The sequence below is a fragment of the Streptomyces roseirectus genome, from assembly GCF_014489635.1.
Lineage (GTDB): Bacteria > Actinomycetota > Actinomycetes > Streptomycetales > Streptomycetaceae > Streptomyces > Streptomyces roseirectus.
This window is the reverse complement of sequence record NZ_CP060828.1, coordinates 6,489,304-6,510,366: the sequence shown is the minus strand read 5'-3', so window position 1 is coordinate 6,510,366 and position 21,063 is coordinate 6,489,304. Positions and strand designations below refer to the sequence as shown.

Sequence of the window (21,063 nt, the reverse complement as noted above, 5' to 3'; positions counted from 1 at the left end):
GGAATTCTACGGGGGTACTGAAGGTACTGAACGTCAGTGCCTTCAGTACCCCTGTACTCACATACCGAGGGTGTCCAGGCCGACGCTCGGGTCCGCGAGGGCGTCGGGGTCCACCTGGGCGCCGCTCCTGATCAGCCGCTGGATCTGTTCTGTGACGTCCCACACATTCACGTTCATGCCGGCCAGGACCCGGCCCTCGGCCAGCCAGAACGCGATGAACTCCCGCTTCCCGGCGTCCCCCCGGATCACCACCTGGTCGTACGAGCCGGGCGGCGCCCACCCGCTGTACTCCATTCCCAGGTCGTACTGGTCGGAGAAGAAGTAGGGCACCCGGTCGTAGGTGACCTCCTTGCCGAGCATCGCGCGCGCGGCGGCGGGGCCGCTGTTGAGGGCGTTGGCCCAGTGCTCGACGCGCAGCCGGGAGTCGGAGAACGGGAACGAGGCGACGTCCCCGGCGGCGTGGATGGCCGGGTCGGACGTGCGCAGGCTCGCGTCGACCGCGATGCCGCCGCCGTCCGCGCGGTCGACGAGGGCGAGCCCCGCGGCCTCGGCGAGGGCCGTGCGCGGGGCCGCACCGATCGCGGCGAGGACGTCGTGCGCGGGGTGCTCCTCGCCGTCGTCGGTGCGCACGGCGAGGACCATGCCGTCCTGGCCGACGATCTCGGTGAGCCGGGCGCCGAAGTGGAAGCGGACGCCGTGCTCGGCGTGCAGGTCGGCGAAGAGCTGGCCCAGTTCGGGGCCCAGGACGCCGTGCAGGGGCGTCGGGGCGGGTTCGACGACGGTGACCTCGGCGCCGTACGTGCGGGCCGCCGCGGCGACCTCCAGGCCGATCCAGCCGGCGCCGGCGATGACCAGGTGACCGTTGTCGCGGCCCAGGGCGGCGAGGACGCCCTTGAGGCGTTCGGCGTGGGCGAGGCGGCGCAGGTGGTGGACGCCCGCGAGGCCGGTGCCGGGGATGTCGAGGCGGTGCGGTTCGGCGCCGGTGGCCAGGAGCAGCTTGTCGTACGCGACGATCGTGCCGTCGCCCAGGCGGACCGTCTTCGCGGCGCGGTCGATCGCGGTGACCGTCTGGCCGAGGTGCAGTTCGATGTCGTTGCGCGCGTACCAGGCCGGTTCGTGGACGAAGACGCTGTCGCGCTCCTCCTTGCCGAGCAGGAAGCCCTTCGACAGGGGCGGGCGCTCGTAGGGGTGGTCGCGTTCGTCGCAGATCAGTATCACGCGCCCGGTGAAGCCCTCCGCCCGCAGCGCCTCGGCAGCTTTGGCGCCGGCCAGGCCGCCTCCGACGATGACGAACGTCTGATCCGCGTCGACCACTTGATGCCTCCTCGTAAGGGTGCCGTCACGTGCGAGCGTCCCGCACGCGACGGTCGGGGGGAAGGGGTAGTGCCCCTGCGGGGCGATCTCAGGTGCGGCCTCTCAGCCGTATGTGCAGGGCCCTCGCGGACGCGTCGGTGAGGGAGGCGATCTGGTCGACGATCACCCGTTCGCGGGAGCGGTCGTCCGGCGCCTTGACGAACAGCGCGTGGAACTGGGGGTCGAGTCCGTAGGGCGCCCGCGCGGTGAGCGCTTCGGCGAGTTCCGTGATCACGATGCGCTGGTCGGCGCGCAGGCGCTCCTGTTCGGCGCGCTGCATGACGTACCGGTCGGCGACGGCCTTGAGGACGGCGCACTCCAGGCGGATCTCGCGAGGGACGACGAGTTCGGCGCCGTAGCGCGTGAGGCGCCCGCTCCCGTAGCGGGCGCGGGTGGCGCCCTCGGCTGCGAGGCAGAAGCGGCCGATGAGCTGGCTGGTGGCGTCCTTGAGGCGGGCCTGCGCGACCGCCGTGCCGTCGTAGCCGTGCGGCCACCACTCCTCGGCGAGGAGGCGGTCGAGGGCGGCGGCGAGTTCGGCCGGATCCGTGTCCGCGGGGACGTAACGGCCCACCGCCACGCGGAAGATCTCCTCGCGCTCCTCGCGCGCGTACAGGCACGCCGGGTCGATGTGGCCCGCGTGCAGGCCGTCCTCCACGTCGTGGACCGAATAGGCCACGTCGTCCGACCAGTCCATGATCTGGGCCTCGAAGCACGCGCGGGTGCCGGGGGACTCCTTGCGGATCCAGTCGAAGACCGGGCGGTCGTCGTCGTACACGCCGAACTTCGGCGAGGCCGGGTCCGTGGGGTGGGCGCCTCTGGGCCACGGGTACTTGGTCGCCGCGTCGAGCGTCGCGCGCGTGAGGTTCAGGCCGACCGAGCCCTCCGGGGTGAAGCGCTTGGGTTCGATGCGGGTGAGCAGGCGCAGCGACTGGGCGTTGCCCTCGAAGCCGCCGCAGTCCTTCGCGAAGTCGTTCAGCGCCTGTTCGCCGTTGTGCCCGAAGGGCGGGTGGCCCAGGTCGTGCGCCAGGCAGGCCGCCTCCACCAGGTCCGGGTCGCAGCCCAGCGCCGCGCCCAGCTCCCTGCCGACCTGCGCGCACTCCAACGAGTGCGTCAGCCGCGTCCGCGGACTCGCGTCCCACACCGGGCCCTGCGTACCCGGCGTCACCACCTGCGTCTTCCCCGCGAGCCTCCGCAACGCGGAGGAGTGCAGCAGCCGGGCACGGTCACGCTGGAAGGCGGTCCGACCCGGGCGCTTGTCGGGCTCGGGGGCCCAGCGGTCCGTGGCGGGGCCGGCGTAGGGGGTGTGCGCGGGGTCGTCGGCGGGGCGGTGGTAGTCGGCGTCGGTGGTCGGGGCGTGGCTGCTGCCGGGGTCGGGGTTCGGGTCGGTGCCTTCCATGCTTCGACAGTAAGGGCACCCACTGACAATTCGCCCGCACCCCTCCGCGCTCACCCCGCGCCGGTGGCGTCCGGTGTCGGGGGATCCGGCCGGGGTTCCGCTTCCGACCCCAAGGTCATGCCGCGTTGCTGTTGCCGTTCGCCGCTGTGTTCTCGTCGTAGCGGTGGAGGAGGAGGCGGGCCATGGCGTCGTGGGTGCCGAGGGGGGCGGAGACGAGCCAGGGGGCGGCTTGGGCGGATTCGGTGGCGAAGCGGCCGGGGGCGGTGAAGTAGGAGGCGACGGCTATGCGGGTGTACCCGCGTGCGGTGAGGTCGGTTATCGCGCGCGGGACGGCCGGTTCGGCGGTGGAGGCGTAGGCCGGGACGACCGGGACGCCGAGGCGGGCCGAGAGGAGGTGGGCGGTGCGGTTGGTGTCGGCCGCGTTGTCGGGGTCGCGGGAGCCGGCTGCCGCGAGGACGACCGCTGTTTCGCGGCGTTCGGCGTCCGTCGCCCGCGAGGGCCAGCCGGCCTCGTCCAGGCGGGACACCAGGGTGTCGACCAAGAGGGGGTGCGGGCCGAGCGCGCCCGCCACGCGCGCGTGGGGGTGCGTCGCCGCCGCCATCTCCGGGATGTCCCGCTTGATGTGGTACCCGCGGCCCAGCAGGAGCGGGACCAGCACCACGTCCTCGCCCTCCAGACCCGCGAGCGTGTCCGTCAGCAGCGGTTCGTTCAGCTCGATGTGCCCGAGGTGGACCGGCAGCCCGGGGCGGAGCGCGCGCACGCGCTCCAGGAGCGCGCCGACGGTCCGCAGCGCACGCGGGTCACGGCTGCCGTGCGCGACGACCACCAGAGCGGGCGAGGCGGTGCGCCTCCGGGCGACGAAGCTGAGCTGGCTGGACATGCCCCGATCCTCGCGCAGGGGCGTTGCGGACCGGTTGCGCGACCGTCACGGGTGTTTTCCGGGGGTTCACGGCGCGCGGGGCCGGGGTGTGAGGGACACCGGCCCCGCCGGACCACCGGGGTCGGCGGGGCCCTCGCTACGCCGCCACGCCCCGCCCGCCCCGTCCGACAGGAACCACCGGGGTCGGTGACGGCCTCGCCACGCCGCTCCAGCCCGGCCGTCCCGTCCGACAGGAACCACCGGGACCGGCGGCCTCACCACGCCGCCACGCCCCGCCCGCCCCGTCCGGCAGGGACCACCCGGCGGCACCGGTCGCGCAGCGTCGGCGCGCTGAACCAAACCCGGTCAGAGCGCGTCTTGCCTGGTGGAAGGTGTCCGGGGAGGGGTGTTCATGGGGAAGCCGATGGTGTGGAGGCCGCGTCTGCCGCGTACGCGCGCCGGTCAGCGGCGGCTCGTGCAGGGGGTGATGGCGCTGTGCGTGCTGGCGCTGCTGCCGTCGACGTGGCTGTTCGTGTCGACGTCCGGGCGGTTCGGGACGACGGCTGACGCGCCGCGCAGGGACGTCGCCGTCGTCTTCGGGGCGGGATTGTGGAACGACGAGCCGTCGCCGTACCTGCGGGGGCGGCTGAACGCGGCGGTGGATCTGTACCGGGAGGGCCGCGTCAAGGTCGTCCTGGTGACCGGGGACAACAGCCGGGAGGACTACGACGAGCCGGACGCGATGCGGACGTACCTGACGCGGCACGGTGTGCCGGACGAGCGCGTGGTGAGCGATTTCGCGGGGTTCGACACGTGGGACTCGTGCGTGCGCGCCAAGAAGATCTTCGGCGTGGACCGCGCGGTCCTGATCAGCCAGGGGTTCCACATCCGCAGGGCCGTCGCCCTGTGCGAGGCCGCGGGGATCGACTCGTACGGCGTCGGCGTGGCCGAGAAGCGCGACGCGACGTGGCTGTACGGCGGCGCCCGCGAGGTGTTCGCGGCGGGCAAGGCGGCGATGGACGTCCTCCTCGACCCGGACCCCCGGTTCCTGGGCCCGAGGGAACCGGGGATCGGGCAGGCGCTCGCTAGCGGCCGGTGAAGCGCGGCGCGCGTTTCTCCAGAAACGCCGTCATCCCCTCCCGCTGGTCCCGCGTGGCGAACAGGCCGTGGAACGCGCGGCGTTCGTAGCGGACGCCGTCGCGCAGCCCCGTCTCCAGCGCCCGGTCGACGCAGTCGCGCGCGGCCCGGACGGCGAGACGGCCGTGGGAGGCGACGGTGGCCGCCGCCGCCAGCGCCTCGGGCAGGACGCGGTCGTCGGGGACGACGCGGGAGACGAGCCCGGCGGTCAGGGCCTCGTCGGCGTCCATGGTGCGGCCGGTGAGGATCAGGTCCATCGCCTTGGCGCGGCCGACCAGCCGGGTCAGCCGCTGGGTGCCGCCGATCCCCGGGATCACCCCCAGCTTGACCTCGGGCTGCCCGAACCGCGCCGACTGGCCCGCGATCACGAGGTCGCACATCATGGCGAGTTCACACCCTCCGCCCAGGGCAACCCCGTTGACGGCGGCGACCTTCGGGACGCGGAGGTCGGCGAACTCCTCCCACGCCCCGAAGTAGTCCTCGGCCAGCATCTCGGCGGCGCTCTTCCCGGCCATCTCCCGGATGTCGGCGCCCGCGGCGAACGCCCGCTCGGAGCCGGTGAGGACGACGCAGCCGACCTCCGGGTCGTCGTCCAACGGCCGTACGGTGTCGAGGAGTTCGGCGAGCAGGTCGGCGCTGAGCGCGTTGAGGACCTGCGGCCGGTGCAGCCGGACGAGCACGACGGCGTCGTACCGCTCGACTTTGAGATGACGCATCGTCAGTTCCCTTTCTAGGAGTCCCAGATAGCGCCGTACGCCGGTATCCCGCGCCGTTCGAGCCCGTGGACGACCTGCCAGGTGAGCTTCTTGTTGGAGATGCAGATGACCGCCTCCGCCCCGAAGTCCCGGTACGCGGCGTGGGCGAGTTCGACCATGTCGGGCTTGCCGCGGCGGGACGTGTCCCAGACGACCGCGTCGGGCTGCACGGCGAGGATCTCGTCGACGAGGGTGTCGCCGTAGGTGACGCGCGGATCGCGGGTGGCCCAGACGAGGCGCGAGGGCACCTCGGCGGCGAGCAGGTGCGGCAGGCAGGGCCCGATGCCGCTGCCGGTGGCGACGTAGACGACCTTCCGGAACAGCACCTCGATGTTGGCGACCCCGGCGGTGGTGATGCCCTTCACCCACACCTTGGCCGGCCGGTCGTCGATGAACTTCCCCGTCCAGTCACCGGCCCGCGAGATCGTGAGCCGGAAGCCCCGCTCCCCCGGCGACGGCACGTTCGCGAAGGAGTGCCACTCCTTGAGCGGGCTGCGGCTGACGGCCGTGGAGGACCCGGCGAACGGGGTCTCGCCGTAGTCGAAGCGGGCCAACACCACGTGCGGGGACGGCCGTTCGACCCGGACGTCCACCTTGCGCAGCCGCAGCCAGGGCAGCGCGACGCTGAACGTGACGACCGCGAGGACCGCGGGTTCGACGGGGCCCGTGGCCGTCAGGAGCGTGTGCGTCCAGAAGAGGGCCAGCGCGCTCCAGCCGCCGAAGCGGTGGATCTTCTCGAAGTGGTCGTGATGCCGGGCCCGGAAGGGCGGCAGCGCGGTCGCGACGATGACCAGCAGCAGCGCGAGCAGCACCCAACTCACCGCCATCACAGCCTCGTTGGACGTCGTGAGCGTCAGCGCGGCGAACCACGCCGTGCCCGCGAGCGCCCCGCCCACGTGCAGTCCGCCGAAGTGGTAGACCTTGCCCAGCGTCCAGCGGACCCGCAGCGGCCAACTGACCGGGGCTGAAGTCGCCACCCGGAAGAGGAAGTTGATGACGTACTGCTGGCGGACGAGGATCGCCAGCGCGAGGTTCGTGAGGACCGCGTGCGCCATGCCCTGCTCGGTCACGGGCCAACTCGCGTACAGGCAGACCGCGTTCACCAGGAACACCGTCGCCGCGAGCCGGTTGTAGTGCATCAGCCGGGGGTGCTTCAGCAGGCGGCGCGGCAGGGAGGTGAGGGGTGGGAGCGGGGTGCCGGTGCGGTTCAGCTCCGTCGTCATCGGGCCACCGCCGGTCGGTCCAGGGCGAGTTGGAGGAGTGCCTGTTTGTCGATCTTGCCCCGGTCGGTCTCCGGCAGTGATGTCAGGGGCATGACATCATCGGGCACGCAGTAGTAGGGCAGCGCGTCGGCGACCGCGCGGCGGGCCGTGTCGGGGTCGACGTCCGCCGGGCAGACGAAGGAGACGAGCGAGCGGTCGTCGCGCTTGAGGGTGGCGGCGCGCACGACGCCCGGCACCCGCTCCAACACCGAGGAGACGGAGTCGAGTTCGACGCGGAAGCCGCGTACCTTGACCTGGTCGTCGGTGCGGCCGAGGTGTTCGAGGCGGCCGTCCGGGGTCCAGCGGCCGAGGTCGCGGGTGCGGAACATGCGCCGGCCGCCACCGAGGAACGGATCGGGGGCGTAACGCTCGGCGTTCAGACGGTCGTTGGCGAGGTAGCCCGCCGAGACGCAGTCCCCGCCGGCCCACATCTCACCGGTCTCACCGATCGGCAGGGGGCGGCGGTCGGCGTCCAGGACGTACACCGTGTTGTTGGGGGTGGGGCGGCCGATCGTCAGGAGGGGGTTCCTCGGGTCGTGGCGGGACATGGTGTTGACGATCGTCGTCTCGGTGGGGCCGCAGCAGTTGAAGAACGCGGCCCGGTGCGCCCAGGTGTCGGCGAGCGGGCGCGGGCAGGGTTCGCCGGCGACGGCGACCGTGCGGACGCGGGGGCAGGCGGCCGGGTCGATGCCGGACAGGACCGTCGGGGTGGCGATGAGGACGGTCGCCGTGCGGGCGGCGGCCGTGATGTCCCGGTCGCGGACGACCAGGGTGGCGCCGTGCGCGAGGCAGCCGAGGATTTCCCAGGCCGCCATGTCGAAGGCGATGTTGAGGAGTTGGGCGACCCGGTCGCCGGGTCCGATGCCGAGCGAACCGGGTGCGGTGAGCAGGATGTTGGCGACGTTGCGGTGGGTGACCTTCACGCCGTTGGGGTGTCCGGTGGTGCCCGAGGTGAACAGGACGTAGCAGCCGTCGTCCGGCCTCGGGACGGGGAGTTGGGCCCGGTCGGGCGGCAACGGCTCGTCCAGGTCGACGAGTTGGTGCCCCGGCGGGAGCGGGACGCGGTGGGCGTACTCGCCGAGGGTGAGGACGACGCGGGTGCGTGCGGTGCGGATGACGTGGGCGAGTTGGGCGGGCGGCGCGAGGCCGACGTCCTGGGGGACGTACGCGGCACCGGACTTGAGGATGCCGAGCAGGCCGACGAGCATCGGCAGGGAGCGGCGCACGAAGAGGCCGACGTGGTCGCCGGGGCGGACGCCGGATCGGTGCAGGTGTGCGGCCAACGCGTCGGCCTTGGCGTCGAGTTGGGCGTAGGTGAGGGTCGTGCCGCGGTGTTCGGCGGCGATGGCGTGCGGGGTGGTGGCCGCCTGTCGGGCGACGGCCCGGTGGATCAGCGGGTCCGGCACGAAGGCGGCGGGGCCGGTGCCGTAGAGGAGGAAGAGCCGCTGGTCATGTGGGGTGAGATGGCGCAGAGGCATGGTCGGGGGACCTCCTGGCTGCTTCGAGTGTCGGTGACATGGCCTTGGTCTGGGGCCTGCCCGGGGGTTCGAACGCCGTGCGGGATGGTGCGGAGGCCGTGCGGGATGGTGCGGGTGCGCTGCGCGGGCCGGGTGGGGCCGCGCGGGGCGTGCGTCCGCCGGCGGGGCCGTGCGGGGACACCCGTGTCGGTCGACTGTAGCGGGGGTTCTTCAACCCTCAACCGTATGCGATCGGCCAAGTAGCGGGGGGAATGAGTCACTTGTGGCTGAAGCCGTCGCATCAGCAACTCGGGTGGGGTGCGGCGGCGACTGTGGTGGGGGGATGCGTGCCGAGTCCGTGACACCGCTCGTCACGCCGGAACGCACCGCGTCGACCCCGCCCGCTTGCGCACACCGTTCCGCACGGCGTACGGTGTGCGCACAACAGGAAGGAACGCCGTGCGCATTGAGCGAACGGTGTACGCAAGGGGAGGGAATCCGATGGACGCACACGTCAGGACCGGGCGGCGCTGGTGGATCCTGGTCGTGCTCTGTCTGAGCACGGTGGTGCTGACGATCGACAGCATGGCGCTGACCGTGGCGGTGCCGTCGATGACCGCCGACATCGGAGCGAGCGCGCAGGACACGCAGTGGATCCTCGACTCCTACGTCCTCGTCTTCGCGGGCCTGCTGCTCACCTCAGGCAGCCTCGGCGACCGGTTCGGGCGCAGGCGCGTGATGCTGATCGGGCTGGTGCTGTTCGGGGCGGCCTCTCTCGCGGCGGCGTTCTGCACAACTCCCGCCGAGGTCATCGCCGTTCGGGTCGCGATGGGCGTCGGCGGGGCGCTGATCATGCCGTCGACGCTGTCGATCCTCATCACGGTCTTCGACGAGGAGGAGCGGCCGAAGGCGATGGCCGCGTGGGGTTCGGTGTCGATGCTCGGCCTGGTCGGCAGCCCGGTGCTCGGCGGCGTCCTCATCGACCACTTCTCGTGGCACTCGATCTTCTTCCTCAACGTCCCTGTCGTGGCACTGGCGTTGGTCGCGGGCGTGACGCTGATGCCGGAGTCCAGGGCGCCCTGGCAGAAGGCGGACCCGCTCGGCGCGGTGCTGTCGGCGGCCGGGATGACCGCGCTGGTGTGGTGGATCATCGAGATCCCCAACCACGGTGCGTTCGGGGGGCGTTCGGCGCTGACGCTGGGTGTCGCGGTGGTGGCCCTCGCCGGGTTCGTCGTGTGGGAGAACGTCACCCCGGCGCCGATGGTCCCGCTCGTCCTCTTCAAGCACCGTGATTTCACGGGCGGTTCGCTGTCGCTGGCGCTCGTCCAGATCGGCAACGGCGGGCTGCTGCTGGTGCTGACGCAGTACCTCCAGTTCGTGCTGGGCTACTCGCCCGTGAAGGCGGGGCTCGCGTTCCTGCCGCTGGCGATCGCCGCGCTCGTCGGCAACGGGCTGGGCGTGAAGCTGTCGGCGCGGTTCGGCAACCGGCGGGTCATCTTCGCGGGGATGCTGGTCATGGTCGCGTGCTTCGCGCTGCTGACGACCGTCGGCGCGGACAGCGGGTTCACAACTCCCGCCGTCTCGCTGGGACTTCTGGGTCTCGGCGCCGGGCTCGCGATGCCGGCCGCCGTCGCCGCGCTGATGGGGACCATCCCGGCCGACAAGGCGGGCGTCGGCTCCGCGCTCAACGACACGATCCAGCAGGCGGGTACGGCGCTCGGCATCGCGATCCTCGGCTCGCTGCTGACCGGCGGGTACACGGCGAGGATGCCGGCGGACGCGCCCGAGGCGGCCCGGCGGTCGATCGCCGGGGCCACGGAGCCGGGGGTGCTGGGCAGCGCGCGGGAGGCGTTCACGGGGGCGATGGGGATGACGTTCGCGGTGAGCGCGGTGGGGGTGCTGGTGGCGGCCGTGGTGGCGGTGCTGGTGATGCGGGACGGCGCCAAGGAGGACGACGTGACCAGGGAGAAAGCTGAGTTGGCGGCCTGAGTCGCACGCCAGGGCCGGTGTCCCCCTCGGGGACGCCGGCCTTCCGCATTCACCCGAACGAGAACGCCGGAGGGGACACGAGGTGACGTCCGGTGGGACAGACATCCAGGGACCGAGACCCCAGGCGGATGGGACAGGAACGGGACCAGTACCTCAAGCGCTCACCTGACCAGGCCCGTTAGAAACGAGTACAGACCCACCCAGAAGGAAGGGGCACGGCATGGGCGGCGTACCCGAGGCGTACTTCCTCACCGGTTCGACGGTGCGGACCTTCAACATCGACACCGACTCCGCCGACCCGGACTTCGACCAGCAACTCGCCGACACCTGGGCGGGGTTGCCGCCGGGCTGGGAGGAGGGGATCGACGGGGCGGTGGACCTCGGCCAGGGGTACCTGTACGTGTTCCGGGGCGCCGAGTACGTCCGGATCCCGTACGAGACGCGCGAGGTCGAGGCCGACTACCCGCTGCCGATCAGCGGGAACTGGGCGGGGCTCGCGTTCGAGACGATCGACGCGGTGATGAACTGGGGCGACGGCAAGCTCTACTTCTTCTGCGGAGCCCAGTACGCCCGTTACGACCTGCCGGGCGACCGGCAGGACCCCGGCTACCCCAAGCCGATCGCCGACGGCTGGTCCGGCGTCGACGCGGGCTGGGTCGGCTCGGGGCTCGACGGCGCGCTCAACCCCGGTAACGGGCACGCCTACTTCTTCAAGGGCACGCAGTACGTGAGCGTCGACTGGCGCACCAAACGGCAGGACGGCGTCCCGCAGACCGTGTCCGAGCAGTGGGCGGGGCTCGTCGGCCCGTACGACGCGGTCTGGTCGGCGGCGGCGTCCGCGCCCTCGAAGGTGGGCGACTTCGTTGCCCGGTACGGAAGTTACGCGGACGCGAGCGAGTCGGCGACCGGGGTGCCGGCGCTGGTGACGCTGGGGCAGGCGGCGCTGGAGTCCGGGTGGGGCGAGAAGGCGCCGGGCAACAACTTCTTCGGCGTGAAGGCGAAGGCGTCCGACCCGCCCGAGACGCGTCAACTGGTGCGCACGCACGAGGTGTTGAGCCGTCCGGACGTGCAGTTCCCGGAGGTGATCTCGGTGACGCCCCGGCCCGACGGGCGTTACGACTACGACGTGCGCGACTGGTTCCGGGTGTACCCGTCCCCGGAGGAGGCGTTCTCGGCGCACGGCGAATTCCTGCGCGGCAACAGCCGTTACGCGCCCGCGTTCGAACACACCGGCGACCCGTACGCGTTCGCGCGGGCCGTCGCGGCGGCCGGCTACGCGACGGCGCCGAACTACTCCGACGTCCTCGCGAGCACGATGCGCTCGATCGAGGCGCACCGGTAACCCGGAAAGGCGGATCCGCCATGGCATACAAGCTGGCCGACCTCGGCAACCTCTTCCGCAACCAGCTCTACGCGATCCTGACCGGCGGCGACGGGTCCGTGCCGCCGGCGAAGAACTCGTTCATCACCTGGTGCATGCCCGGACTGCCGTACGAGCCCGCCGACTTCAGGTTCGCGGCGGAGGGCATCGCGTCCGGCCGCGATGTGGCGGAGCAGCGGCTGCTGCTCCAACAGGCGTACAACTTCGCGTCGTTGATCGACTACATCCCGGACGTGACGTCCGCGTACTCGACCGAGCGGCAGGAGGGGGTGTGGCGCAACGCGAGCGGGGCGCGGCTGAGCGAGATCTACGGGCAGATCCTCAAGTTCTCGCTGGTGATCGACGATCAGCTCACGGACGAGCAGAAGAAGCGGCTGGAGCGGATGCGCGGGCTGCTGCGGGTGTCCAAGACGGTGAAGGACATCATCACCGAGGAGGAGAAGCAGGTCACCGAGGACTCGCCCATGCAGAAGGCGTACAAGGCCGGGATGCAGGCGTATACGCAGGCCGCGATGGCCTACAACGCGAAGCGGACGGCCGCGCAGACCGCGACCGGCGAGGCGGGCATGCAGGCCGTCGCCGACTGGTCCAACAACGCGGAGCTGTACCGGATGCAGGTGGCCGCCGCGATGGACGACTGGACAACGAGCGGCTACAAGAACGAAGTCGAGCAGATCCACGCGTACATCGACCAGACCACCGAGAAGTCGATGCTGCTGTGGAAGCGCAACCTGGAGTCGTTCTACGACATGGGCACGCTCACCGGCGCGTCCGGTCCGGGCCAGCGGTTCTTCTACACGACCGTCGTACCCGGCGACTTCGCGACGGCGAGCGGCTGGCCCGAGTACAGCGTCTACCACAGCCAGGTCGACTCGCATCAGCACAGCGAGAACACGTCGTGGTCGGCGGGCGGCGGCTTCGGATTCGGGTTCTGGAGCGCGAACGCCGGGGTGTCCTCGCAGTCGGCGGAGTACGACTCCAACTACGCCGTCGACGACTTCTCGATGACGTTCAAACTCGCACAGGTACAGATCGTCCGACCCTGGTTCTACCCGGAGTTCCTGGAGAACCGGGGGTGGGACCTGCGCAAGGGGCACGGCTGGAACTACGACCAGATGCCGTCCGACGGCGGAACTCCCCCGCAGGGCCGGTTCATCGGCTATCCGCTCCAGGCGATCTTCGTGAAGGACGTGACGATCCGCTCGGCGTCGTTCGCCTCCGCCCTGCACACGTACGACAGTTCGTTCTCGGCGAGCGCCAGCGTCGGCTTCGGGCCGTTCCGCGCGCGGGGCAGCTACAGCCACCAGGAGTCGGACCGGCGCTACCACTTCGAGAACGACGGGACGACGATCAGGATCCCCGGCATGCAGATCATCGGCTTCGTCAACCACCTGCTGGGCAAGACGCCCAACCTGCTCGACGGCATCGACCCCGGGTCGCTGGTCTGATGGACGCCGAGGCGCTGGACGTGTGGGCCGCGTCCCCCGTGGACGCGGCGTCGATGTACGGCCTGGGGATCCACTTCTGGCACATGCTCTCGGACGCGGACCACCTGGTGTCGCTGCCGGTGACCCCGTTGGTGTACCAGGACGCGGAGTTCCGTTTCGAGGGCGCGTTGGACGCCCGCAGGGCCAACGTCCTCGCGGAGTTCGGGGAGTTGGTGAACCGGGTCCCGACCCACCCGCTGTGGCGTCCGCCGGCGACCGTGCACCTGTGGGACGTGTACGGCGAGGTCCTGGGCGCGGACCTGGCGCGCAGCGCGCTGACGGCGGACGAACGGGCGCGCTACGACGGGGCGTTGGCGTACCTGTACGACTCCGATCCGGCGACGGGGACGCCCGTCCCGTCGCCGGAGCTGCGCGCGTACCGTGCGACGCGGCAGGCGTGGCTGGACGCGGACACCGAGTACCACCGGGCCGAGAGCGCGGCGGCGCTGTCGTCCGATCAGGCCGTGCGGGACCAGTGGACGCGGGTCGACGAGCCCCGGCTGCGGCAGGCCCGGGACGACGCGATGGACGCGTGGCAGACGGTGGGCCACAAGGCCGAGGTCGACGACGCGCTGCGGGAGTCGTCGGAGCTGGCGGCCAAGTCGCCGTCGGGGGTGTGGAAACGGCACCGGGACACGTTCAACCCGAACATCCCTGGCCAGTTCTCGACGGCCCCCAACGGGCTTCGTTACGCGCCGACTTACTACTCCCCCGCCGCCGCGCTCGACACACCCTGGACAGCCGTGACGATGAACCGGGAGCTGTTCCTCACGCTCGCCCCGGGGGCGCCGAAGGAGTTCGGGGCGGCGCTGGGGTCGCGGGCCTCGGACGACTCCTTCGCCTCCCTGTCGTTCGAGTACCGGGTGGTGTCGGTGCTGCGGCCCTGGCTGGATCCGCCGATGGAGCTGTTCGGGTCGCGGGCGTGGCGATTCTCGTCCGGGGTGCGGGAGTTGAGCGACGGTGGCGCTGTGCCGCAGGGGCGTTGCCCGTCCTACGTCGAGTCGATCGCGCTCGCCCGCAAGGTTCATCTGACCCGGGAGGCGCACCAGTACACGGCGTTCGGCAGTGGGGAGAACAACTTCTCGCCGATGACGACGTGCGAGTGGGACACCGGGCGGCTGCACGTCACGATGGACATCGCGGACCATCGCTGGGAGTGGGGCGGGTCCGGTGGCACCCTGGTTCCCGGCCATCCCCGTACCGGGCTCGCGGCCCTCGGGCTCGTCGACTACGACTCCCTCGACGGGCACGCTCTCGACGTCCTCCCCTACGCCCACTCCCCCATCGCCGGGGGCCAGTTGAGCGACGGCGCCGTCTTCGCCGTCCGCACTCCCCGGCGCAAGCTGGTCAAGGTCCAGGTCGTCAGCCACGGGCCCACCCTCTCCATCCGGTTCCAGGAGTACGAGATGACGTCCTCCGCCGCCTGGACCTCCGACACGGAGGAGGACGACGTGTTCATCGCCGGACTCGTCTGCCGACGCCTGCCCAAGTGCCCTGATCCTGACGGGACGTTGGAGTGGTGAGCGCGCGGGGGGACTGGCTGCTCCTCGGGGTGGGGACCGTGTACGCCGTGCGGTTGGGGGGCGAGGGGTTCCTGACGCTCGCCCGGGTCCGGCCGACGTCCGATCTGTACCGGACGGCTCGCGAACTGTACGGGACCGCCGGGGAGTTGACGTTCCGCGTGGGTGAGGCGGCGCCTTACACCGGGGAGTTGTTCCTCGGGCGGGTCGATGTGGACGGGGAGTCTCTGGGCCACATGACAGTAGAGCCGCGGAAGGTCCTCCACCACGACTCGGTCTCCCCCGGCCCGCGCTACCTCCTCTTCGGCGACGACCAGTTGTTCCTCTGGCACACGTCCGACGCCTTCGAGCAGGGGCTGCGGGTGCGGTTCTCCGGGTGGGAGGCGCCGGTGCTGGGGGTGGACGAGGTGGTGCCGGTGACGGCGGACGGGCGGCTGTCTCCGGGGCGGCAACTCATGGTGCTGGGAGCGGAGTTGGCTGTGGTGGCCGAGGTGTATCTGAAGGTCACGCGGGAATGAGGCGGGGCCACCAGGCGGGGACGTTTCCTGGGCAGTTCGGGTCGGGGTAGGAGTCCAGGACGCCCAGCCAGACGACGGAGAACCAGAGCAGCCACGCGTTGAGCAGGGCCCCCGCCACCAGTGCCGCGCCCCGGTGAACCCGCCCGACCGAGCCGCACACGAGCACCCAGGACAGGGTCACGGCCAGCCACACGACGGGGGCGATCGCCGCCAGCGCGAGGGAGTTCGCCGCGGCGCCGGATCCCACGTCGCACGCGCTCCAGACGCGTCCGATGGCGGCCACGGAGGCGACCGAGGTCAGCCCGCCGCAGACGACTCCGATCCGAACTCCGGTTCCTCGTGACCCCGTTGCCCCACTCACTGATCTCGCTTCGCCTCTCGCGCCGCCGGTCGGGCTGAGCGACAAGGGTCGGCGGGTGGTGGAGTGGGCGTCAAGTGACCCCTGGGGGTTCTCGGGACGAAGCTGCTGGGGCGTTGTGCATCATGTCCGTATGACCGAACTCGCAGGATCCCAGCTCAGCCAGGCTCTGAGTGCTGTCGACGAGGACGCGTTGGTGGCGTTGGCCGAGGAGTATCACGCACGTACGGTGCGGTCGTTGGGGAGTCGGGAGGTGGCTGGGCATCTGGTGAAGGTCTATGCGATCGAGGCGCCGGGGCGGAGGGTGACGGAGGTGGAGGCGGGGAGTGGGCTGCGGGTTGCCGGTGAGTATCTGGCGTCGGCGCGGTCACGGGGGTCGCTGGGGCTGTCCGTGCTGCTCGTGCACGCGGGCGGCGACGGGGACTACGTGCTGGTGCAGACCTGGATCGAGGGGTACATGTCCGATCTCGCGATCTTCACCGGGCCCGCCGGGGATGCCGGGCAACTCCGGCCGGGGCGGCAGGGGTTGGCGCCGTGCGTGTGGGAGGCGGCGGTCCTGGCGCATGAGCGGGACGCCTTCGCGCGGCATGTGCTGGACGGGCGGGGCGGGGTCGAGGAACGGCTCGCGGCCTGGCGATATGACGTACTGGAGGGGGACGTCCGATGAGTGGTCCCGCAGAGGTACGGGTACGGGTGCGTCGCGCGGGTGTCGCCGATCTCCCTCAGGTGGCCCGGCTGGCCGCCGAGCACGCCGAGTTCGAGCGCGCGGCGGCCCCTCCCCCGGACCTCGCCCGGCGACTGGAGAGGCTGCTGTTCGGCACGCCGTCCCCTCGACTGCGCTGCTTCGTCGCCGAGTTGGACGAGACGGAGATCATCGGATACGCCTCGTGCGCTCCCGAGGTCTCCACGTGGGACGGGGCGGAGTACCTCCACATGGACTGCCTATTCCTCCGCGAGGGCCACCGGGGTCTGAAGGTCGGCCCCCTCCTGGTGGCCGCCGTGGTCGCCGAAGCCCGCGCGCTGGGGCTCGAACAGGTCCAGTGGCAGACCCCGCCGTGGAACACGGACGCGATCAGGTTCTACGACCGGTTGGGGGCTCGCGCGAAGGAGAAGGTGCGGTTCCATCTGGAGGTCGGGGGAGGTTCGTGATGTGCGCGCCGCCGGTTCCCGAGAAAACTTGACGGTACCTGTCAGGTATGGGGCGGAGACTCCAAGTCGTTCAGCCAGTACGACCTAGGAGTTAGCCATGTCGGGCTCGATCGTGTTCATCGTCTACGTCACCGACGCGCCGGAAGCCGCCCGCTTCTACGCGGACCTGCTTCAGATCAAGCCGACCTTCGAGTCGCCCCGGTACATCTCGTTCGACCTCGGCGGGGGCGCGGCGCTGTCGGTGTGGAGCGAGCAGGGTGAGGGGCTTACCCCGGAGGTACGCCGAACGAGCGAGGTGTGCGTCACGCTGCCCGGCGGGGCGGACGTCATCGACCGCCGGTTCGAGGAGTGGACGGCGAAGGAGGGCGTCCGGGTGGTCAGCGCACCGCGCGATGCCGTGTTCGGCCGGACGTTCGTCGTCGCGGACCCGGACGGGAACCTGATCCGGGTGGCGCCGGTGGACTGAGGCACGCGCCTCCAGGCGAGGCCGCTCACGCAGTCGCCGGAGCGAATCCCCACGTCAGCCTGCGCCGCACCGACCGCAACACCCTCCTCCAGGTCAGCCAGGCCGTCACCGCTCTCCAGGAGGAGGGGCCGGCGCTGGGTCGCCCCCTGGTGGACACGATCAAGGGTTCGACGCTGCCGAACCTCAAGGAACTGCGCCCCGGCTCGGCCGGGGCCACGGAGGTGCGGTTACTGTTCGTCTTCGATCCGGACCGCCAGGCCGTGATCCTCGTCGGCGGAGACAAGGCCGGCAACTGGTCCGGCTGGTACCGCGTCGCGGTACCCCAGGCAGAGCAGGCGTACGCGGAACACCTGAAGCGCATCGACGGAGAGGACGGGGCACGGTGACAGATCACCTCAAGGACCCGCAGGCCGTCTCCTGGGGAGACCTGGCCGAGGACTTCGCCTTCACCGACGCCGAGAAGAAGCAGATCGAGGAAGGGGCGCAGGCGATGATCCTGGCGTCCCGCGTGCACCGCCTCGCCGAACTAGCGAGGTCGATACCCTCGCCGCGTACGTCAAGGCGCTGGGCGGCACGGGAACCCCGTTCCCTTCAGAGAGCGCCTTCGCGCAGGGCCGTTTCGAAGGTGGTCCAAGTGGGTGGGGTGAGGCGGAGGTTGGGGCCGGTGGGGGTTTTCGAGTCGCGTACGGCGATGAAGGTGGGGAGGTTGGTGGCGACCTCGACGCACTCGCCGTCTTCATGGCTGTAGCTGGATTTGCGGTACTCGAACACGGACTCACAGTTCCTTACGTAGCTTGTCGAGCAACGTCACCGACTCTCGCTCACTCAGCGAGTGTACGGCGATCTTCTCGAACAGAACATCGTAAGCAGCCGCGTCCTCCCCTCCCTCCACCCAGCGCTTGTTGAAGGGTGACTCCATGTAGACGACGTCCATGGCACCCGGTTCGGCGAACGAGATGATGGTGAAAGGGCCGTTCAAACCCTGGTGGGTTCCGCCGCTGAACGGAAAGACCCGCAAGGTGACGTTCGGCGCTTCGGTCGCCCTCAGCAGTTCTTCGAGTTGCCCCCTGACGGTCGCCACCCCGCCGGGGATGTTGCGGAGTGCGGCTTCATAGATCACGGCCTGGTACGTGAGCAGCGGCTTCTCGTGAAGACGGCGCTGGCGGGCGAGCCTCGACTCGACGAACTCATCGTCCGGCTGCGTCTCCTCTGTCACCACGGACATCGGCGCACGCCTCAACGCCCTTACGTAATCCGGAGTTTGGAGCAGACCCGGCAGGTAGCCCGGCTGCCACGCCTTGATGGCCGTGGCCGCGTTCTCCAACGCGACGTACTCCTGCGCGACCCCGGACATCGCGTAGTCGTCCCACCATCCCTTGGCCCGGCGGCGTTCCCGGTCGACCCGCGCCAACTCCAGGAGCCCGCCGATGACTCCGGGGTCGTGGACGGCGTACAGCTCGCACAGCGCACGGATGTCCGGGTCCCGCATGGAGACCCAACCACCCTCCATCTTGGCCACTTTGGTCGTCGAGGCCGTCAACACCTTGGCGGCGTGGCCCTGCGTGAGGCCGGCGGCGAGGCGCAACTTGGCGAGTTCTCCGCCGAGTCGGCGCCCGAGGACCGAGGAAGTGCTGTTGCCCTGCGTCAGTTGCTGTGTGCTCACAGCGATCAGTCTGACCCGACGCCACCTCCCATGCAAACCCCGAAAGGATGAATTCCTCCTTTCCCATCTTGCGATGGAGGTTCCCGCCGCTCTACGTTCGGTGACGTACCGATCACACAGCAGTGGAGGCAGCGGTATGACCGCACCCGTAGAACCCCTGCGTCACGACCTCGCCGAGTACACCCCCTACCCCAAGAACGTCACCCACGCCCGCCACCGCACCCAGCGCCTGCTCCACGACTGGGGTCACCCCGAACTCGCCGACAGGGCGGGGCTGTTGGTATCCGAACTCGGCGGGAACGCCATTTTCCACGGCACCCTGCGCGGGCGGCTGTTCCGTGTCGAGCTGTTCCTCACGGAGAAGGCGCTCCGTATCGAAGTCACCGACGCTAGGGGCGAGTTGCTGCCGACGCCGCGTACCGCCACCCCCGACGAGAACTTCGGCCGGGGACTGCTGATCGTCGAGGAGACCGCTGACCGGTGGGGAGTCAGCGAGCTGGTCGTGGGCAAGACGGTGTGGTGCGAGCTGGACACGGTGTGAACGAAGGAAACGGCCGCCCTGGGTCAAGTCGCGTGCCAGGACGGCCGTTTCGCGTTGCAGGAGAAGCTAGTTGACGTTGACGGCGCTCCAGGCCGCCGCGACCGCGCTGTGCTCGGCGCTGCCGGTGCCGTAGAGGTCGCGGGCGGCGTTGAGGGTCGCGGTCCGCGCGCCCGCGTAGTTCGTGGAGGACGTCATGTAGACGGTGAGCGCGCGGTACCAGATCGCGCCCAGCTTGGCCCGGCCGATCCCCGTGAGCGTGGAGCCGTTGTACGTGGGCGAGTTGTAGGTCACCCCGTTGATGGTCTTCGTGCCGCTGCCCTCCGCGAGGAGGTACGCGAAGTGGTTGGCGACGCCGGAGGAGTAGTGGACGTCGAGGTTGCCGACCGAACTGCTCCAGTAGTCGGCGGAGTTGGCGTCACGGCTGGGCCGGTCCATGTACCGCAGCGCGTCCCGCCCGAACCCGGAGCGGACGATCTTCTCGCCGATCAGGTAGTCGCCCGCGTCGTTGGAGTTGGCGGCGTGGAACTCGACCAGCGTCCCGAAGATGTCGGACGTCGCCTCGTTGAGCCCGCCGGACTCACCGGAGTACGTGAGGTTCGCGGTCTTGGAGGTCACGCCGTGGGACATCTCGTGGCCCGCGACGTCGAGGGAGACCAGCGGGCCGAGCTGCCTGCCGTCGCCGTCGCCGTACGTCATGCAGAAGCAACTGTTGTCCCAGAACGCGTTGTTGTAGTTGTTGCCGTAGTGGACGCGGTTGTAGGAGCCCTTGCCGTCGTTGCCGATGCCGTTGCGGCCGTGGACGTTCTTGTAGTAGTCCCAGGTGACGTCGGTGCCGTACTGCGCGTCGACGGCGGCGGTGGCCCTGCTCCCCGTAGTACCCGTACCCCAGTGGTTGTCCGCGTCGGTGAAGAGGGTCGCGGGGGCGCGGCTGATGCAGATGCCGAAGATGCACAGGTCGGTCTTGTTCTCGGCGTCACCGGTGTAGGTGTTGCCCCGGGTCGGGTCCTTGAGCTGGTATGTCGTACCCGAGAGGGTCGTCTCCAGCGGGACCGTACCTCCGTAGAGGGACTGGCCGTCACCGGCGGCCGTCTCGATCGCGTCCCAGGCGTCGATCTGGGTACCGGTGCGCGCGTCGGTCACGACGGTGCGGGCGACCGGGTTGCCCTGGGAGTCGAGGCCGACGGCGTCGGTCTTCCACGCCAGCTTCGGGGCGCCGTGCAGGGCGTCGACGACCAGCTGGGGCTTGGCCTTCACCTGGGAGATCCCGGCGCCGAGGTGGGCCGCGCGCAGCGCGTTGACGGCGGTGTCGGCGGCCTTGGGCGCGGACACCGCCGGGGTTATGGACGCCAGCGCGATGGTGTGCCGCGTCGCCCGGTCGGCGCCCCGGTACTCGCCGTCGGGCGCGAGGTGGACCACGAAGTCGCCGCCCAGCACCGGGAGTTGACGGAAGGTGCGGTCGTAACGGACGTGCTGCGCACCGTCCTTGTCCACCACCACGTCCCGGACGCTGGTCCCCTGCGCCGAGTTGAGGCCGAGGCTCGCGGCGCGCTCGGCGACGGCGCTCGCCGCGTTGTCGACCGCCTGCGCGCGGGTGGGCCGGTCGGCCGCGTCGGCGACGGGGCTCAGGACGGCGGCCATGAGGGTGGCCGTGGTGGCGGCGATGCCGGCCGCGGCGAGACGGGAACCTCGGACGTGCTGCCTCAACGGGCTCATCTGACTCCTCGGGTACGCGTAAGTGGGGGTGGCGCTGACGCCGACTGCGATTTATAGGC

General features: G+C 70.7%; 21 protein-coding genes. 11 read left to right on the top strand and 10 right to left on the bottom strand.

What is annotated here, in order from left to right; all coding sequences use genetic code 11:
- Positions 1 to 57 precede the first annotated feature (57 nt).
- The 3 genes from IAG44_RS27835 to IAG44_RS27825 form a co-directional block, all read right to left on the bottom strand.
- Positions 58 to 1,314: an NAD(P)/FAD-dependent oxidoreductase gene (locus IAG44_RS27835; protein ID WP_187749815.1), complete on the bottom strand. Its 1,257-nt coding sequence runs from the start codon at positions 1,312 to 1,314 to the stop codon at positions 58 to 60.
- 88 nt (positions 1,315 to 1,402) lie between these two features.
- Entirely contained in the window at positions 1,403 to 2,749 is a 1,347-nt protein-coding gene (locus tag IAG44_RS27830) for a deoxyguanosinetriphosphate triphosphohydrolase (RefSeq protein ID WP_187749814.1), read from the bottom strand.
- 115 nt (positions 2,750 to 2,864) lie between these two features.
- On the bottom strand, positions 2,865 to 3,629 hold the full coding sequence (locus IAG44_RS27825; RefSeq protein WP_187749813.1) for a sirohydrochlorin chelatase: 765 nt from the start codon (positions 3,627 to 3,629) through the stop codon (positions 2,865 to 2,867).
- A gap of 391 nt (positions 3,630 to 4,020) precedes the next feature.
- Between IAG44_RS27825 and IAG44_RS27820 the strand changes: the two genes are divergently transcribed.
- A complete protein-coding gene (locus tag IAG44_RS27820) occupies positions 4,021 to 4,707 on the top strand; it encodes a SanA/YdcF family protein (protein ID WP_187749812.1) in 687 nt (228 codons plus the stop codon).
- On the opposite strand, the gene IAG44_RS27815 is transcribed toward IAG44_RS27820, so the two are convergent.
- From IAG44_RS27815 to IAG44_RS27805, 3 genes are read right to left on the bottom strand one after another with little or no spacing between them, the layout of a single operon-like run.
- Positions 4,694 to 5,461 (bottom strand): enoyl-CoA hydratase-related protein, encoded by a 768-nt coding sequence (locus tag IAG44_RS27815; RefSeq protein WP_187749811.1) that lies wholly within the window; start codon positions 5,459 to 5,461, stop codon positions 4,694 to 4,696. The genes IAG44_RS27820 and IAG44_RS27815 overlap by 14 nt on opposite strands.
- Before the next feature lie 14 nt (positions 5,462 to 5,475).
- On the bottom strand, positions 5,476 to 6,723 hold the full coding sequence (locus tag IAG44_RS27810; protein ID WP_187749810.1) for a ferredoxin reductase domain-containing protein: 1,248 nt from the start codon (positions 6,721 to 6,723) through the stop codon (positions 5,476 to 5,478).
- On the bottom strand, positions 6,720 to 8,240 hold the full coding sequence (locus IAG44_RS27805) for an amino acid adenylation domain-containing protein (protein ID WP_187749809.1): 1,521 nt from the start codon (positions 8,238 to 8,240) through the stop codon (positions 6,720 to 6,722). Before IAG44_RS27805 ends, IAG44_RS27810 begins: the two co-directional genes overlap by 4 nt.
- A gap of 480 nt (positions 8,241 to 8,720) precedes the next feature.
- Here IAG44_RS27805 and IAG44_RS27800 point away from each other — a divergent pair, with 480 nt between their 5' ends.
- The 5 genes from IAG44_RS27800 (at position 8,721) to IAG44_RS27780 (ending at position 15,114) form a co-directional block, all read left to right on the top strand.
- Positions 8,721 to 10,208, top strand: a complete 1,488-nt coding sequence (locus tag IAG44_RS27800) for an MFS transporter (protein WP_187749808.1) — start codon at positions 8,721 to 8,723, stop codon at positions 10,206 to 10,208.
- Between the two features lie 220 nt (positions 10,209 to 10,428).
- Positions 10,429 to 11,550: a hemopexin repeat-containing protein gene (locus tag IAG44_RS27795; RefSeq protein WP_187749807.1), complete on the top strand. Its 1,122-nt coding sequence runs from the start codon at positions 10,429 to 10,431 to the stop codon at positions 11,548 to 11,550.
- A gap of 20 nt (positions 11,551 to 11,570) precedes the next feature.
- Positions 11,571 to 13,037 carry a hypothetical protein gene (locus IAG44_RS27790; RefSeq protein WP_187749806.1) on the top strand — a complete coding sequence of 489 codons (1,467 nt, stop codon included), beginning with the start codon at positions 11,571 to 11,573 and terminating at the stop codon, positions 13,035 to 13,037.
- Positions 13,037 to 14,599, top strand: coding sequence for a hypothetical protein (locus IAG44_RS27785; RefSeq protein ID WP_187749805.1), 1,563 nt, complete (start codon positions 13,037 to 13,039; stop codon positions 14,597 to 14,599). Before IAG44_RS27790 ends, IAG44_RS27785 begins: the two co-directional genes overlap by 1 nt.
- On the top strand, positions 14,596 to 15,114 hold the full coding sequence (locus tag IAG44_RS27780) for a hypothetical protein (RefSeq protein WP_187749804.1): 519 nt from the start codon (positions 14,596 to 14,598) through the stop codon (positions 15,112 to 15,114). The genes IAG44_RS27785 and IAG44_RS27780 overlap by 4 nt, the downstream gene beginning before the upstream one ends.
- Here the strand turns inward: IAG44_RS27780 and IAG44_RS27775 are convergent.
- Entirely contained in the window at positions 15,101 to 15,397 is a 297-nt protein-coding gene (locus IAG44_RS27775; protein WP_223006899.1) for a hypothetical protein, read from the bottom strand. The two genes, IAG44_RS27780 and IAG44_RS27775, sit on opposite strands and share 14 nt — an antisense overlap.
- Before the next feature lie 208 nt (positions 15,398 to 15,605).
- On the opposite strand from IAG44_RS27775, the gene IAG44_RS27770 reads away from it, so the two are divergent.
- The 4 genes from IAG44_RS27770 to IAG44_RS44575 all read left to right on the top strand — a co-directional run bounded on the left by IAG44_RS27770 (position 15,606) and on the right by IAG44_RS44575 (position 17,473).
- The gene (locus tag IAG44_RS27770; RefSeq protein WP_187749803.1) at positions 15,606 to 16,139 is read left to right on the top strand and encodes a hypothetical protein; all 534 of its coding nucleotides are present in this window, start codon (positions 15,606 to 15,608) and stop codon (positions 16,137 to 16,139) included.
- Positions 16,136 to 16,621 (top strand): GNAT family N-acetyltransferase, encoded by a 486-nt coding sequence (locus tag IAG44_RS27765; protein WP_187749802.1) that lies wholly within the window; start codon positions 16,136 to 16,138, stop codon positions 16,619 to 16,621. Before IAG44_RS27770 ends, IAG44_RS27765 begins: the two co-directional genes overlap by 4 nt.
- 97 nt (positions 16,622 to 16,718) lie before the next feature.
- Positions 16,719 to 17,087, top strand: coding sequence for a VOC family protein (locus IAG44_RS27760; RefSeq protein ID WP_187749801.1), 369 nt, complete (start codon positions 16,719 to 16,721; stop codon positions 17,085 to 17,087).
- Positions 16,970 to 17,473, top strand: a complete 504-nt coding sequence (locus IAG44_RS44575; RefSeq protein WP_343075753.1) for a type II toxin-antitoxin system RelE/ParE family toxin — start codon at positions 16,970 to 16,972, stop codon at positions 17,471 to 17,473. The genes IAG44_RS27760 and IAG44_RS44575 overlap by 118 nt, the downstream gene beginning before the upstream one ends.
- A gap of 205 nt (positions 17,474 to 17,678) precedes the next feature.
- Here the strand turns inward: IAG44_RS44575 and IAG44_RS27750 are convergent, their stop codons facing one another.
- Both IAG44_RS27750 and IAG44_RS27745 read right to left on the bottom strand, forming a co-directional pair.
- Complete coding sequence (locus IAG44_RS27750) at positions 17,679 to 17,858, bottom strand: DUF397 domain-containing protein (RefSeq protein ID WP_187749800.1); 180 nt, start codon at positions 17,856 to 17,858, stop codon at positions 17,679 to 17,681.
- Between the two features lie 4 nt (positions 17,859 to 17,862).
- The gene (locus IAG44_RS27745; RefSeq protein WP_187749799.1) at positions 17,863 to 18,750 is read right to left on the bottom strand and encodes a helix-turn-helix domain-containing protein; all 888 of its coding nucleotides are present in this window, start codon (positions 18,748 to 18,750) and stop codon (positions 17,863 to 17,865) included.
- 136 nt (positions 18,751 to 18,886) lie between these two features.
- On the opposite strand from IAG44_RS27745, the gene IAG44_RS27740 reads away from it, so the two are divergent.
- A complete protein-coding gene (locus tag IAG44_RS27740) occupies positions 18,887 to 19,291 on the top strand; it encodes an ATP-binding protein (protein WP_187749798.1) in 405 nt (134 codons plus the stop codon).
- A 66-nt stretch (positions 19,292 to 19,357) separates the two neighbouring features.
- On the opposite strand, the gene IAG44_RS27735 is transcribed toward IAG44_RS27740, so the two are convergent.
- On the bottom strand, positions 19,358 to 21,004 hold the full coding sequence (locus IAG44_RS27735) for a M4 family metallopeptidase (protein WP_187749797.1): 1,647 nt from the start codon (positions 21,002 to 21,004) through the stop codon (positions 19,358 to 19,360).
- Positions 21,005 to 21,063 lie beyond the last annotated feature (59 nt).